The organism is Kosakonia radicincitans DSM 16656 (assembly GCF_000280495.2).
GTDB classification, from domain to species: Bacteria; Pseudomonadota; Gammaproteobacteria; order Enterobacterales; family Enterobacteriaceae; genus Kosakonia; species Kosakonia radicincitans.
In genome coordinates this window covers 3,628,862-3,642,722 of sequence record NZ_CP018016.1, presented here as the reverse complement: position 1 = coordinate 3,642,722, position 13,861 = coordinate 3,628,862, and the positions used below count along the sequence as shown (strand labels likewise).

Below are 13,861 nucleotides of genomic sequence, written 5' to 3'. Positions count from 1 at the left end.
TTGTAATCCTTAGGCTTTCACCAGATCCGAGAATGTTGAACGCCACATATGGCCACCATGAATACCAAGCTGTTTTGCCAGTGAAGCCATAGCTTCAAGCTTGTTATCACCGAAACCGGCAGGGGATGATTCCAGGTCAATAAAGTCAGCCTTGTGAGCACACCATGCGTTACCATCTTTTTTGATGGTTATGCCGATGACCTCAGCAAATTTTTCTGCATCGGCATCGTCGCAATGCCATTTTTCAGCCAGTTCGCTGACCCGTTGTTTGTTGGCACCAAGAGCCAGCGCCTCTACAAGAAATTCCCATGCTGTTTTTCTGCTGCTGGCATCTAAAGGCCATGAGCAGACAGCGAAGTCAGAATCCCTGATATCGACGATTGCATCTGGTGACGGCTTGTAAATGAGATCGCCATTTTCGTGAAGGTAGTACCAACCATTTTTGCTCACGATGCTTTCTCCTGTGCTTTTTTCAGTTCCTGAATGCGACCGTCTTTGATGTCCGTCAGTCGGCGCAGACGTCCGCTCAGATAGCGTGCATGCTGCGTATCACCTTTTTGCTCGGCGGCCTGTCGGTGTGTGTCCACTTCGCGGGCAATGGATGAATAGACCTTATTCACCTCATTTTCAGAAACGCCGGTGGCCAGCGTGTTGGCAATGCGGGAGAGTTTCTCGTCAAGTTCCTGCCGCAGCTGCGCCGCGCTTTCTGCGCTTTCGCTGGCGTTCTTGATCGCGAATTCTTCCTTGTTTTTCTGGCGGTATTCCGGGTTGTCGTACAGTCCCATGAAAATATCAGCGGCAAAGCCGAGGGAAGAGAGCGCCTTTTTGGTGGCGTCAGTCAGAGATTTTTTAGTGGCTTCGCCGTCGCAAATCGGCCCGTATTTACTATCGTAAAGGTAAGGAGTGCAGCCGTAAGAAAGCTCCTCCCCACGCTCGCCAAATTCATTCAGGTACCACAATTTGATTTTGATGACGTGGTTGATCTCGGTCAGGTAGCCACCTTTGCCATCAGGAATAAGTTCCCACGTCTGGTTTCCGTCAGCGCCTTTCACTTTGCGCGTGATCGGTGCGCCGTTGTCGAAACGCTCTTCGAGAATTTCCACGCCCCAGCCAATCCCTTTAGGGCCAAACTGACTGGTTGCCAGCATGGTCATATAGGTGCCGTTGATCGATGTTCCGCCGCCGTTCTGTGTAAATGCTTTGGTAAAGCGCTCATCGGTTTTAAAGACGCGTTTCCACAGCGCAAGATTTTCTGTGTCGGGGCGGGATTCGAGGCTTTTTTCTACTTCCTCCACGCGGGCGCGGGCAGCTTCTTCTTTTTCCAGTTGGTCGCCCAAAGTGCCCACGGATTCAAGTAATACTTTTGCCTTGTCACTCAGCTTTTCATCTGGTGCTGGTGTGTTTGTCGTTTCATTTCCGGCAGTCGCATAAATGCCATAACCCATTTCGTTGAGCGTTTCGCGCGCCTGCTGTGCCTGGCTTTCAGTAACGACGGGCTGTTGCACTTCCTGTTTTTCGCCCTGATTTGAGGGGGTGCCGATCAGCCCTTCGATGCTGTATTTTCCATCGCCGTGATTGACGACCTTTGTTTTTTCCTCTGGCTGGGTTTCAAAGCGGCCATTTTCAGCCAGCCAGGAATCGATATAACGACGCAGGGAATCCGGGAAATGGTAGGTGTCTTTTGCTGGCACATGCTGGATTACGCCGAATATTGATGCCCGGTCATAATTAAGAATCTTGTCAGTCGTCCGCAGAGCCGTAGACCAGCGTTTAAAATCTTCGCGGTCAGGGTTGATAATTTCTTCCTCAGCCGCGCGTAAGGCGGTGGGAGAAACCATTGCTCCGGCTTCTATCGGAAGTAATGCGAGAGCAATTTCCTGATCGAGAGTGGCGTAAGTGTGTTTGTAGCCGCGCTGGCCGGTAGCCGTTGACGGTCCGGATTTACCTGATTCACCGTTGCTGGTGCTGGTGCTGGTGCTGGTGCTGGTGCTGGTGCTGGTGCTGGTGCTGGTGCTGGTGCTGGTGCTGGTGCTGGTGGCAGCCATTAGTTCTTCGCGTTTCCCCGGGTTATCTGTCCAGGCTTTAACGAATTGCGATAATGCGGCGCGCCCCGGCTGCGAATCGGCAAATTTAGTAATGACCGCCTGCACGAGATTATCCAGACCTTCAATATGCATGTGTTTCACAGGCTCATGCCCGTACATTGCATTTATCAGATAACGGTTAAAGCGCTCATCATATTCATCTGAATTGCCGTCGCTGTTATCCAGATCGTCAAGATAATCACGAACCTGAGAAAGCGCAGACCCTGTGAATGCACCATCACTGAACAGTACGACGGCGGCAATACGTTCGCGTGGTGACAAAGTCATCAGATCCACAATTTCATCCGGGCCAGGGAATTCAGTTTCCTCGACGGAAGGGGCTGCGTTCGGTACCCACTTTGTACCGTCGAAAGTATTTTCCTGCGGAAATTGCTCATCAAAGCGGCCTATCTCCGGACGCGGTTGTCCCGGCGCGTCTTCCCAGATTTTTGGGTTGAAATAATGGTCACCGCTGGCAGGGTAGGATTCCCAAAGTTTGCCAAGCAGAATACTGCCAGCCACTTTTTTGTTTGGGGCTTCGATACTGATTGCCAGTGGCACTGCGCCATCTTTTATCGATCCCTTTTTGGGTTCAAATAATGCGTTATATACAGGCATGGTCTTTCCTCTTTGGTTTAAATAGCGCTGGTCAGGCGCAGTTTTTTACGAAGTGATTCAACTTCTTTTTGCAGGTGTTTCACTTGCCGATCATGCTGGCTAAAAAGGACATAACGACCGCTTTTATCTTTCTCCATGCAGTCGCCAAACTCGCCGCGACGATCGCCAACAGTGCAGGTATAACGGGCAATGCCCAGATCGTTCATAGTGAATACTCCCTAAAAAGGAATTTCGTGTTTGTCTTCCGGGGAATGGTCGATGCACAGCAGTTGCTGGATCTCATCGTCGATAACAGCTATCTGGCGATCAGCGCTGGCGGAAATACTGGCTTTGCGCTGGCGAAGGTTTTCCACCTGCGCACCAATGATGTCGATGGTGTCAGGATTCGCGATGGAGAGATCAATCTCCTTCGTTTCAAGCAGGAGATACTCATCAGGATCGGTCTTTGAAAAATCGATGGTACTGGCTACGATTTTTTGTTTTGCATACGGGGCAAGGCGGTACTGAACGTACAGCGTAACGGGGATGGTAAGCGCTTCCATAGCGACTCCTCTGTGATATACTCAGAGCCGATCAGTGTTTGGCTCTGTCAGGCATTGGTCTTTCCTCGCACAAGGTTGGTCCCTTGTGCACCTCCGGCGCGGTTTGGTCACCAGTCCGGGTAAAAGAACCCACTTCGGTGGGTTTTTTTACATCTGCCGGTCTGTTCCCGGCTGTCAGGGCTGGTCAGGCCCGTTGGTCTTTCCTCCCGGTCTTTCCCGGCGTCACACTGCTGGTCAGGTCTCACCCATTCGGGAAACGCTATCGCGGCAGTAAAATCGTAACTGTGTTGAAAAAAAGGCCCATCACGGGAGATGGGCAAAGACTACACACAGCAATTTTCGGTTGGGTGTCCGGAATCGAACCGGAAAGCTGGCAGGGAAACCAGCTCAACCCCTGTTCACCGCAACTGGGAGCGCACTCCGCCATTTTGCATTTAACCACCAGACCCATAACTGATAACGATGGAATGCGCTCTCATGTTGCGTTGTTGCGGTCTTTCCCGCATGTCAGCGTACTGCCGGCGCCCCGGGCATTAGTGCCGGTTACGTTATCCGGCGTTCCGCCACTGGTCAGTATTGGAACCGTCCCTCAGCGCTGGCTGCGCCTCCCGGAAGCTGGTCTTTCCTCGATTGCCTGTCTTTCCAGACCGTCAGAACTGTTTCTGAACAACTGCCGCGTGGTTAGTGCGTCGTTGATGGAATGAAGCTTAATTAAAGGTAAGTTGAAGGTCAATGCTTTTTACTTAAAAAATGTTAAGCTTTGGGGCATGGTAAAATAACCAATTGAATAAATTAGTTATTTTTTTGATATTTTTTTTCTGGCTGCTAATAACTCTTCAAAGAGTGCGTTGAAATCATCAACTTTTTGTTCAAGCTCAGCTAGTTGGCGATCCTTTTCAGACTCAGGTAGTGAATCGAAAAGCTCGAGGAGTTTTAACTGCCGATCATCCAGTTCTGTAGGAATCTCAGCGGGAGGCAATGGGGTTTGATCTTCATCGCCATAAAGCAACCAGGTGGGGGAACACTTCAATGCCTTGCTTAGAGTAAATAAGTTTTTTCCTCTGGGCTGTGTTTCCCCGTTCTCCCATTTAAAAACAGTGACGTGAGAAACCTTCACAGCATCTGCAAGTTTCTGCTGCGACATTTCCAGCTCTGTTCTTCGCTGCCTTATGCGGTCATTCAGTTCAATGTTCTTCATACAGTTAATGTAAATTAATTTGACTTACCTTATGTTAAGCTGTAGTTTCCAAACAAACGTTAATAACTGGAGGTGTCTGTGCTAACTCAAGATGCGGTTAATTACTTTGGCAGTAAGGCCAAACTGGCAAAAGCCTTGGGCGTATCCCAACCGGCTGTTTCTCGTTGGGGGGAACATATCCCGGAAAAAAGGGCTGCTCGCCTTTCTCTTATGACTAATGGTGACCTCGTGTATGACCCTTGCGAGTACCAGGACCTTTCCAAAACTGATAACGCAGCTTAACAACATGCGAATTTGAAATCTGATTAAGCGTAATCAGGTTTGCAGCGACAGGAGACGCGGGAAGTGGAGAGCCTTGAAGAACTGAAAAGAGAGATTTTTAGCTGGGCGGCCGAATACGGCCAGGAATATGTAGCAATCGAGATCACCCGCATGTGGTTCCGTCTTGGCGGTAACACTGGCGGCGTTAAGTTGCATCAGATGGAAGATGCCAACGGCCTGGCCGACTGGCGCGCCATCAACAATAACCGACAACAGATTTTTCGCTGGCTGCGTGGTGACACGAAAGCGGCAAGAAACAAAACGCTGGCGCTGGCCAAAGCGATGGAAGCCGCGCTTCCGGCAGAACGCTACGCCAGACTGGGGATGACTACCCAGTATTTGATCTGTATGGCGATTAAAGAGTTCGCGGCCGCGATTATTGCGCTGTTGCTCGATGCCAGAGACAGACCGCAGCAAGTTGCACGGGCCTTGCAGGCCATGCAGGAAACACAGCGGCTGACCAGCGTTTAAAAGTGCGAGGAAAGACCAATGAAAACTCAAGATCGTATCACCTGGCGGAACGGCTTTCGCCTGAACGGTGAACCCGTGCCGGTTAGCGATGTGCGGGACATTTTTGAAGAGCGACTTTCTGCCAAAAAATGGGAGGCCTACGAGCAGCGCAAAGCTGAAATGTTGGAAGAGTGCGTTTTTCTCACTCCGAAAGATTACGAAATTGCCTGCCGCCAGTTGGCTGAATCGCTGGGGATCTGACGATGAATATCTTGCCACTACTCGACAGGCCGATCGCCTTCCAGCGTAGTTTTATACGCCTGAACATTGGCGTTGCTGCCGCGCTTTTTCTGTCTCAGATGACCTACTGGACAAATCGATCAGATGATGACGGATGGGTATATAAAACCCAGGAGGAATGGGAAGAGGAAACCGGGCTTTCCCGTTATGAGCAGGAAGGGGCACGTAAGAAACTTCGTTCACTTGGTGTACTGATTGAGAAAAAAAAGGGAGTACCTGCACGACTTTTCTACAAAGTTGATAATGATGTTTTATATCAGGCACTTGTATCTGCAAACAAGGATGCGGAAAAACCACAAACTGGAATGCGGAAAACCAGCAAGCAAGCATGCGGAAAACCAGCAAACATTCATACAGAGAATACTACAGAGAGTAATGCTCCCTCTAAATCTCCCGTTGGGAGAAATGACGGTCATGTTTTGCGTGAGCAATTGATCTCGCTCCTCGAAGGTAAATTCGATTTTGATAAAGCTGGCGAACTTCATGATGCTGTTGAGGCTGTGATTGTTGGTGCAGGTTTCGAATGCCAGCGCGAATATCCAGTAGCGGATCGCGGTGATGGCCGTAGAGGCCGGGTAGATTTACTTGTCACCAGCAGTGATGGCGAACAGTGTGGTATTGAAATTGACCGCATCAACGTGCGTGACAAATCCGTAATAAAACTAAAACAGCTTAGTGACGGTTTTATTCTGGTACGAGATGGCGTAATTACAGAGCGCTACGAATTTGAAGGGATCGCTGTTATTGGCGCGCACCCGGCAACCTCCTCAGTGGAAAATATTTCCCGCGAACAACTTCTTGCTGATGCGAAAAAAGCATTGGAGTTTTACAACGTGCAAACCGGTACCCACTGCCGAGACATGAAACCGTTCCTGATGCTCATGACCCCCACGACTACTCGCGACGGTTATACGCTGGATGATGTTCAGTTAGTTATTCGCTGGGTGCTGGCCACATGGCGCCGCCGTGGCGATAATCTGCCGAAACCGGCAAATATCTGCCGTGTATGCCGCTTTGATGGCTACCTTGCCGACGCTGAGGCGTGGGCCGTTCTGGAAGCTGAGATCGATCCGGAAGCCGTTATGAACGGCTACAACGAAATTTTCGCTGATGTTCTGCCTGCTGCTGAACTGGACACCGATCGCCGCCGTTCAATCATCCGCCTGGCTGCGCACATGAAAAATAAAACGACCGGGGCATTCCTTGGGTATTTCGCGCGCTTCCGCGAAACAGCATCAGATTTTTATTTTGGTGGCGAGCATGACGACGGCTGGCGCGCAAATTTTGACTACCTGATGAAACCCGAAACACTTCGCAAAACTCGCGAGGGGGCATTGTGAGTCCACAACAACTGGAATCCATCGTGCTGGCCGGACTGATTAACGGCGGCGCCACGCCTGACGCGTTCGACGTTATCGCAACAACACCGGACGTGGCATTCAGCACGAGCTTTTACCGCCGCGCATTTAGCGAAATCAAAAAGCAGGCGCTGACTAACGGCATGATCGATCTGCTGTTTGTAAGTGAAGCGCTGGGCGGCCAAGGGACGCTGGGCAATCTGGCCGAAATCTGCAAACAGCCAGCGACCGTGGCAAACCTCAAAGGCTACGCCGGAAAAATGGTTAAGGCCTGGCGCAGCCGCGAAATGGCTAAGCTGCTTCAGGAAGGGGCCGACAGCATCCGTAACGCAATTAATCAGGAACAGCGTGATCTGGTTACAGAAAATGCCGTCGCGCAGCTGCTGGATATGACTGCTGATACTGGCGACGTTCAGCCTGTCCACATTTCTGAACTTTTGCCAGCGTACATGGACACGGTTCAGAAGCGTATGGATGGTGATGCATCGGTGCGGAATCTGCTTACTGGCATCGACGATCTTGATCATGCAATGGGCGGGATAAACACCACCGATTTAATTGTGGTGGCCGGTCGCCCGGGGATGGGTAAAACAGAATTTACGCTGAATATCGTCCATAGCGTTACAGAACGGCGTAGCGGGGCGCTGATATTCAGCATGGAGATGCAGGCCGGGCAGATCGTCGAGCGTTCACTTGCAGGGAACGGGAATATGTCCGTGTCACGTCTGCGTAATCCTCGCGATATGGATGATGAGGACTGGGCGCGCCTGACAAATGCACTCACATTGCTGAATGACCGCGATATCTGGATCGTTGATGCTACAGATCTGACTATCGAGCAGATTCGCGCTATTGCTGAGACGCACAAACGCCGCTACCCGCATCTGGGGATGATTGCGATCGATTACATGGGACTGGTTAAAAAGCCCAAAGCTGAACGTAACGATCTCGCTATTGCCCACATATCACGAAACCTCAAAACGATGGCGATGCGTCTGCATACGCCGGTGTTTGCCCTTAGCCAGTTATCACGTGCAGTTGACGCCCGCCCGGCGGCACAGCGCCGCCCGGTAATGTCCGACCTGCGTGATTCCGGCTCTATCGAGCAGGATGCCGACAGCATTCTTTTCCTGTACCGCGACGAAGTTTATAACCCGGAAAGCCCAGCAGCTGGCGTGGCGGAAGTCATCCTTGGCAAATGCCGCTTTGCCGCTGCCGGTACCGTAATTTACCAGGAGTTTAAAAACGGCCACTTCCTGCCAATGGATCAGCATGTCGGCAAAGAAAAAACGCGCATTCAACTGGAGGCCACTAAGCCACGAAAACAGGCGAGAAAATATTCAGAGAAGTACAGAACCGATGCATTTTAACCGCGCCTGACCAGCGCTTTTAAAACCAAAGAGGAAAGACCAATGACCGAAATTATTTATACCGATCGCACCAAACATGAAGATGATGGCTGCGACTACACTGCCGTTATTTTGTGGCAGATGAATGCTGGTGCCCGCGCCCGTAGCCGCTCAGCTTATGTGCCACCACCTCGCCCGGTTCAGGTTGTTAAACCCCGCGTTGCCACCAAAGCAACAGCAAAAGCCAAAAAAGCCACACCTGAAACCAGCGCAACCAGATTCCGCAAAACCCACACAGCGGTGGTGATCCGTTCTGATGGTGAGCACACCGTTAAAATTCGCGAAACTGCGACCGTGTGGACTGCCGGTAGCAAGGAAAACTACGATAAGAAAACCGGGCATCGCGTCGGCACCCGCGGGCGCTGCCGCATGCTGCTGGAAACCATCACACCGATTAAATCAGAAAAATCAGCTGCTGATGAATCCCAGGGTGAAGATCTCTCAGCACAGAAACTTGTCGCACTGATGAAAGGCAAGACATTGTCATATCAGGCCATTCTCGCCGCTATTGCTAAGTATCACCCCAGCGTAAAGATGTCGCTCCAGCAACTTCAGAGACGTGTATTCGGCATGATGAAGTCGAACTATGTCGGTATTACACGGCATGACGATATGCCGGTACCGCATTTCACGCTTACCAGCGTCGATCCACGTTTCTACGTTCACTCGGAAAAAAATACCAGGGCGTAACCAATGGCCGGGCAATCGGATTATCTCCCGCCCGGCCTGCCGCACAACCGCGCGTTATGGCCGCAGGAATGTCAGCTCAAAGAGCATTACGACATGCGTGCCGCCGCGATGATTCGGCAGCTTTACGAGAAAAAAATGACTCGTCTGGCTATCACCGAACAGCTTGATGCGACGCCGGAAACGTACCGGGAGTTTTTTAGAGAGCGCCTAAATTACTGGCGCGAACGGAAAGAGAATGGCGAAAAATGAAATATGAAAAACACTCAAAAATTCAGCAGGTTATGCTTGAATCGGTGATTAACTTTTGTGGCTGGACACTGATTATCAGTGGCCTCATCGGTCTTTATTATCTGGTTAAGGCGGCATGACAATGAATATAGAATCTGTGAAAAAGCTTATCGCTTCACTTGAAATAGCGGGCGAACTGACGATCAAAGAGCGCATTTATCTGTACTCAATGAAAGAGCATATAGCGCTTGAGGCGCAGGTTAAGCAGTTGGCTGCGGAGAATGCGGCGTTATCAGCGGCAATCACCGACATCATCGCCGAACGCCAGCGCCAGCAGTCAGCAGAGGGCTGGACACCTAAACATGACGATATGCATACCAGCGGAGAAATGGCAGGTGCGGCAGCTTGTTATGCGAAGCATGTAAATTCGCGCGGATGGATTTTCAAATCAAACCCTGGCGCTTATCAATCCGAGGCCGAGCCAGGTAATTGGCCGTGGGATAAGAAATGGTGGAAGCCTACTAACCCGCGCCGCGACCTTGTGAAAGCTGGCGCACTGATTGCCGCAGAAATTGAGCGTATTGACCGTGATGCCAGCCAGTCTGAGCAGGTGAAGGGGGTGCAATCATGAGCGAATTAAAACCAGGTAACGTGTATGTCGAAATTTCGCGCAATCAATCGGGTGGCTTATCACTTTGCGTTGGAAATGACGATTTTGGTTATCGCGTCGCTGGTGACAAGGTAGGCGGATGTTCAACGCTTGAACGCTTCGAAGTCGATGCGGAAGAATTAATTTCGCAAATCCGCGAACACATGGCGGTGAAAGGCAACGCAGGAGAAGGCCATGAGTGATCCGATTAAACGCATCAAACTATTGAATGCTGAAAATCAGCGCCGTGTGACTGTCACTGTCGGCCTGTTAAAGTCTGCGCGTTCAGAAATTGAAGCTCATGTCATGGTGAACGGCAAAGGCGTGCTCACAGACATGGTTTTGAACTCATTAAACGAAGCTATCAAGCAGGCGGTGCAGCATGACTAACAACGACGAGCTGGCGATTAAGCTGAAAGCAGCGGCAGAAGTAGCAATGGATGCATGGAAAAAATTCCTATCTCTCCCTGACGATGTGGATTTGGAGCGAGGATTATCTCTGGATGAGTTTACGTTAATTAGCTACCACAACGGAGCATCAAATCCAGCCAACATCCTCGCCCTGCTGGCAGAGCGTGACGCCAAAGACGCGCGGATTGCTGAGCTTGAAGAACTAGCAGACCTTCAGCGCGACAAAATAAAGCGTCTTGAGTCTGACCTTTGGGATGAGCAGCATGAAAACGTGCATTACGCCGACGCTGCTGAGCTGGAAATTGCTGCTTTGCATGATCGCATCACCGAACTGGAAGCGCTCGCCACTGATTACGGCATGAAGTTCCAGCGGGCGCAGGATGACCTGAAAAAGATGGCGCTGATGCATCGCGACGGAGAAGCGCGGACGGTGAGCGTTAAGTTGCCGAAGCCTCATGCGCATCTCATCTGGATTCAGGCTGGACGTGGCCCGGATGATTACTGGGATGATGTCGAAGTTTCCCGTAGCGAGAAAGACCGTTGCTGTGATGGCTCTGAGCGATATCCAGTGTATTCAATTTTTGAAATCCAGAAAGCCTGCGCAGCTGCCGGCGTCAAACTTGTTCTTTCCGATGTGTCGTTCGTGGCGGACTCACGCTCGGTGAAGCTGCCTAAGACCATGTACACAGAATTTGATGATGACGATTACTGTCGAGAGGTGGCGGTGCTTGATAAACAACAAGTTATTGATGCTCTCGTCGCCGCTGGCATCAAACTGGATGTGGGGGAGTAGGTATGCGTAAGTTCCAGGTAATTATTGAAACGCCTTTTGCTGGCGGGATTATCGTTGAATATTTCGAGATCGAAGATGATGCGAGCGAAAAAGATATTGAGGATGAAGCTCGCGAAATTTTCCTCAATAACTGCAACTACGGCTTTCATGAAGTAGACATCAACGACGAGGAGGCCGTATGACAGCACAAATGAGCCGTGAACGGCTGGAAGAAATCAAAGAATTTGGCAGCGCACGAATCATCACGCCGATTAATGACGACGAGATTATGACGCTCGTTGATGTTGCGCTGGCGGGAATGGACAGCGAGCCGGTTGCTACGCTGGATATACAAAGCGGGCGACCTGATGGAAATAAGTTCGCGCTGGTCTATTCGTCTGCGGCTCACCGATTACCGGATGATGTTTACTATCTCTACGCCGCACCGCCAGCGCCAGCGGCTAAACACATCAACGAGCCATACGCAGACCCTGATTTTGATGAGCCAGCGCCGGTGGCGGTGCCTGATAAATGGCCGGACTGTTCCAGCGCAGGTTTTGGCACGTATGATGGTTGCATTACCGTAGTCACACCTGCCGGAAAGGTCGTCGATATTGACGCCTGTCTGGTCTCCGAGGTTATCGGTTTGTGGCAACGGGGAATTACCACTATCGAAAGCTGCTGCGGGCATGGGAAGGCGTCAAGCTACATCGCCGTTATTCCCGATGATGACCACAAGATGCTTGCGTTAGGTTACGTTCCGTCGACAGAAAGCGGCGCTCCGCATGTGTTTTACAGCAAGACCAGTAAGCACGGGGTTAAAGACAAATCATCGGCGACTGTGCCTGATAATCGTGAAACATTCGAGCAATGGTGGTGTGTCTACGCCGACGAACCGAAGGCCTATGTTGAAGGTCAGCGCACATCGATGGGAGGTTACTATAACGAGTTCATAGACCGCGCCTGGCACTCTTGGCAGGCCTGCCGCGCCGCCATGCAAACCGAACCTGTAACTCCGGCTTACACGTTACCGCCTCATATTTACCGCGAACTCGTTAACCAGTTGCGTGATACCGCGGTGAAGTATCAGGGGAGCCAGCAGCTACGGGAGCAAATTAGCGCAACGCTTCGCGCTGTGGTTACTCCAGCCGCTGATAGCAGCATCCCAACAATATCAGGCGGTTACACGTTGCCGGATGGGTGGAAACTGGTGCCGGTTGAGCCGACCGAAGAAATGCTCAATGCGGCATGGGTATCACACGGCATATATCACCCATCTGCCTATCGGACAATGCTCGCAGCAGCCCCGGCAGCGCCAGAGCAGGAGGTGTGAGGTGGAAGCATTCAAAGACTACGGGTTTCTTGACTGGACGATGCTGGCTCAGTTATCGCTAATTTGGTTTTATATGGCGTTCAAATCCGGTCAATGGCTTGTCAATTTTGCAGTGCGGAAAGGCTGGCGATGGTGGAACCGCAAGGATGCAAAAATGATAGCTATTGACGCGATATATGAAGCTTTTAACGCCGATAAAATTGCGCCTGGCGAAAGCATAATAGCCAAAATGGAATCTGGGCTAATCATTCAGATTCTGCGGGAGAAGCGCGATGCCTAACCCATTCGACGCCGTGATGTTCATCCTGCTTGTTGCTGGCGTGCTCAATGAGCTTTGGCGGTTTCCATGGTGAGCAAACTCAAACAGCGGCGCTTGCGCCGCCTTAAAGCAAAGCTGATATCTCAGCAAAAAGAGATTGCGTTGTTACGCCGGATGGTGATCCGCGTACCCATGCCCGTTGTGGTGCCGGAGTCCGTAGCCGATGAACTGAAACTGAGGGATGTTTATACATAACAAACAAGTGGTTAGTGTTTGAATGAACTATAATTCACAACCTTTTTTAAGCGTTAAAATTTGCACTTCCTATCCCTCGGGGGTATATATACTGTATAAAAAAACAGTATTCATACGGGAGGATGGCGTGATTGAAAAATCGGAGGTGGGAGATCATCTCCCCGATAATGGGCGCGTTCTTCTGACCTGCAAGAATGGCAAGGTTTCCGCTATAAGAACAGTTTACGACGATGAACACATAGCCTCTCTTAAGTCATTGTTTGAATTGGCGGAATTAGCTGGGTTTGCCGTTGTGAAAAAAGACAAAACTAAGGTATAATTCTGGTACCGGCCTGAACACCCGGCACCTGTATTTCTGAGCAATTGCTGCGCTAAAGGGGAAACCTATGGCGCAGTACTCATTTATCAAATCCGCTGGTGGGGTATTAGTTCCCGCCACTCCTGACGCCCGCGAATTCATCGAAAAAAAAGTTCGCTTGGGCGCTGTGCTTTACGCCGATTTTAAACAGGCTCGCAACGCAGCATTTCACAGAAAGTTTTTCTCACTCCTCAACCTTGGTTTCGAATACTGGCAACCCACCGGCGGCGCAATCTCACCGGCAGATAAAAAACTGGTCCGGGGTTACGTCCAGCTTGTCGCCCATTATGCCGGTCACGAAGAAACGCTTGAGGAACTGGCCGATCAATACCTGCGTGAAGAGGCAGAGAAGCGCGCCGGTAATATCAGCGCCGTCAAATCGTTTGAAGCTTTCCGGGCATGGGTAACTATCCAGGCTGGTTTTTACACCGAATACCGGATGCCAGACGGCAGCACCCGCAAAGAACCCAAATCAATATCGTTCGCCAAAATGGACGATATTGAATTCGCCCAGCTTTACAAATCCGTTCTCGATGTCCTCTGGAACTTCATCCTGTTCCGCAACTTCCCGACCCAGCAGGCAGCAGAAAATGCCGCCTCTCAACTGTTCAGCTACGCAGCCTGAG

22 protein-coding genes and 1 pseudogene are annotated in these 13,861 nt (G+C 50.8%); 18 read left to right on the top strand and 5 right to left on the bottom strand.

From position 1 onward, the window contains the following. Positions 1 to 9: 9 nt before the first annotated feature. From Y71_RS17640 to Y71_RS17625, 4 genes are read right to left on the bottom strand one after another with little or no spacing between them, the layout of a single operon-like run. Positions 10 to 450 carry a hypothetical protein gene (locus tag Y71_RS17640; protein ID WP_007374203.1) on the bottom strand — a complete coding sequence of 147 codons (441 nt, stop codon included), beginning with the start codon at positions 448 to 450 and terminating at the stop codon, positions 10 to 12. Further along, complete coding sequence (locus Y71_RS30415) at positions 447 to 2,702, bottom strand: phage-associated endonuclease (protein ID WP_081120822.1); 2,256 nt, start codon at positions 2,700 to 2,702, stop codon at positions 447 to 449. The genes Y71_RS17640 and Y71_RS30415 overlap by 4 nt, the downstream gene beginning before the upstream one ends. A gap of 17 nt (positions 2,703 to 2,719) precedes the next feature. Next, on the bottom strand, positions 2,720 to 2,908 hold the full coding sequence (locus Y71_RS17630) for a hypothetical protein (RefSeq protein ID WP_007374205.1): 189 nt from the start codon (positions 2,906 to 2,908) through the stop codon (positions 2,720 to 2,722). Between the two features lie 12 nt (positions 2,909 to 2,920). Beyond that, positions 2,921 to 3,244: a hypothetical protein gene (locus Y71_RS17625; RefSeq protein ID WP_007374206.1), complete on the bottom strand. Its 324-nt coding sequence runs from the start codon at positions 3,242 to 3,244 to the stop codon at positions 2,921 to 2,923. Between the two features lie 347 nt (positions 3,245 to 3,591). Between Y71_RS17625 and Y71_RS30080 the strand changes: the two genes are divergently transcribed. Then, positions 3,592 to 3,948 carry a hypothetical protein gene (locus Y71_RS30080; protein WP_007374207.1) on the top strand — a complete coding sequence of 119 codons (357 nt, stop codon included), beginning with the start codon at positions 3,592 to 3,594 and terminating at the stop codon, positions 3,946 to 3,948. Between the two features lie 92 nt (positions 3,949 to 4,040). Here Y71_RS30080 and Y71_RS17620 read toward each other — a convergent pair whose 3' ends face one another. Next, positions 4,041 to 4,442 (bottom strand): helix-turn-helix domain-containing protein, encoded by a 402-nt coding sequence (locus Y71_RS17620; RefSeq protein ID WP_081120820.1) that lies wholly within the window; start codon positions 4,440 to 4,442, stop codon positions 4,041 to 4,043. Positions 4,443 to 4,520: 78 nt separating this feature from the next. Here Y71_RS17620 and Y71_RS17615 point away from each other — a divergent pair, with 78 nt between their 5' ends. From Y71_RS17615 to Y71_RS17540, 17 genes and pseudogenes are all read left to right on the top strand, one after another. Then, a complete protein-coding gene (locus Y71_RS17615; protein ID WP_035943249.1) occupies positions 4,521 to 4,724 on the top strand; it encodes a Cro/CI family transcriptional regulator in 204 nt (67 codons plus the stop codon). A 63-nt stretch (positions 4,725 to 4,787) separates the two neighbouring features. Then, positions 4,788 to 5,234 (top strand): toxin YdaT family protein, encoded by a 447-nt coding sequence (locus tag Y71_RS17610; protein ID WP_007374209.1) that lies wholly within the window; start codon positions 4,788 to 4,790, stop codon positions 5,232 to 5,234. Positions 5,235 to 5,252: 18 nt separating this feature from the next. Beyond that, entirely contained in the window at positions 5,253 to 5,474 is a 222-nt protein-coding gene (locus Y71_RS17605; RefSeq protein WP_007374210.1) for a hypothetical protein, read from the top strand. 842 nt (positions 5,475 to 6,316) lie between these two features. Next, a pseudogene (locus Y71_RS31015) lies at positions 6,317 to 6,853 on the top strand (HNH endonuclease); the annotation flags it as partial. Beyond that, positions 6,850 to 8,241 (top strand): replicative DNA helicase, encoded by a 1,392-nt coding sequence (locus Y71_RS17595; RefSeq protein ID WP_035943250.1) that lies wholly within the window; start codon positions 6,850 to 6,852, stop codon positions 8,239 to 8,241. The pseudogene Y71_RS31015 and the gene Y71_RS17595, both read left to right, overlap by 4 nt. Positions 8,242 to 8,283: 42 nt before the next feature. Beyond that, entirely contained in the window at positions 8,284 to 8,970 is a 687-nt protein-coding gene (locus Y71_RS17590; RefSeq protein ID WP_007374213.1) for a hypothetical protein, read from the top strand. 3 nt (positions 8,971 to 8,973) lie between these two features. Beyond that, complete coding sequence (locus Y71_RS17585) at positions 8,974 to 9,219, top strand: hypothetical protein (protein WP_007374214.1); 246 nt, start codon at positions 8,974 to 8,976, stop codon at positions 9,217 to 9,219. 121 nt (positions 9,220 to 9,340) lie between these two features. After that, a complete protein-coding gene (locus Y71_RS17580; RefSeq protein ID WP_007374216.1) occupies positions 9,341 to 9,829 on the top strand; it encodes a hypothetical protein in 489 nt (162 codons plus the stop codon). Then, positions 9,826 to 10,050: a hypothetical protein gene (locus Y71_RS17575; protein WP_007374217.1), complete on the top strand. Its 225-nt coding sequence runs from the start codon at positions 9,826 to 9,828 to the stop codon at positions 10,048 to 10,050. The genes Y71_RS17580 and Y71_RS17575 overlap by 4 nt, the downstream gene beginning before the upstream one ends. Beyond that, a complete protein-coding gene (locus Y71_RS17570; RefSeq protein WP_007374218.1) occupies positions 10,043 to 10,237 on the top strand; it encodes a hypothetical protein in 195 nt (64 codons plus the stop codon). Before Y71_RS17575 ends, Y71_RS17570 begins: the two co-directional genes overlap by 8 nt. Beyond that, a complete protein-coding gene (locus Y71_RS31125) occupies positions 10,230 to 11,051 on the top strand; it encodes an ead/Ea22-like family protein (RefSeq protein WP_007374219.1) in 822 nt (273 codons plus the stop codon). The genes Y71_RS17570 and Y71_RS31125 overlap by 8 nt, the downstream gene beginning before the upstream one ends. Positions 11,052 to 11,053: 2 nt before the next feature. After that, positions 11,054 to 11,233, top strand: coding sequence for a DUF7167 family protein (locus tag Y71_RS17560; RefSeq protein WP_007374220.1), 180 nt, complete (start codon positions 11,054 to 11,056; stop codon positions 11,231 to 11,233). Next, on the top strand, positions 11,230 to 12,363 hold the full coding sequence (locus tag Y71_RS17555; RefSeq protein WP_007374221.1) for a phiTE_015 family protein: 1,134 nt from the start codon (positions 11,230 to 11,232) through the stop codon (positions 12,361 to 12,363). The genes Y71_RS17560 and Y71_RS17555 overlap by 4 nt, the downstream gene beginning before the upstream one ends. Position 12,364: 1 nt before the next feature. Next, positions 12,365 to 12,643 carry a DUF4752 family protein gene (locus Y71_RS17550; RefSeq protein ID WP_007374222.1) on the top strand — a complete coding sequence of 93 codons (279 nt, stop codon included), beginning with the start codon at positions 12,365 to 12,367 and terminating at the stop codon, positions 12,641 to 12,643. 66 nt (positions 12,644 to 12,709) lie between these two features. Continuing rightward, a complete protein-coding gene (locus Y71_RS30410) occupies positions 12,710 to 12,877 on the top strand; it encodes a hypothetical protein (RefSeq protein WP_007374223.1) in 168 nt (55 codons plus the stop codon). 127 nt (positions 12,878 to 13,004) lie between these two features. Next, a complete protein-coding gene (locus tag Y71_RS17545; protein ID WP_035943255.1) occupies positions 13,005 to 13,196 on the top strand; it encodes a hypothetical protein in 192 nt (63 codons plus the stop codon). Positions 13,197 to 13,263: 67 nt separating this feature from the next. Then, positions 13,264 to 13,860: a DUF1367 family protein gene (locus Y71_RS17540; RefSeq protein ID WP_007374224.1), complete on the top strand. Its 597-nt coding sequence runs from the start codon at positions 13,264 to 13,266 to the stop codon at positions 13,858 to 13,860. Position 13,861 lies beyond the last annotated feature (1 nt).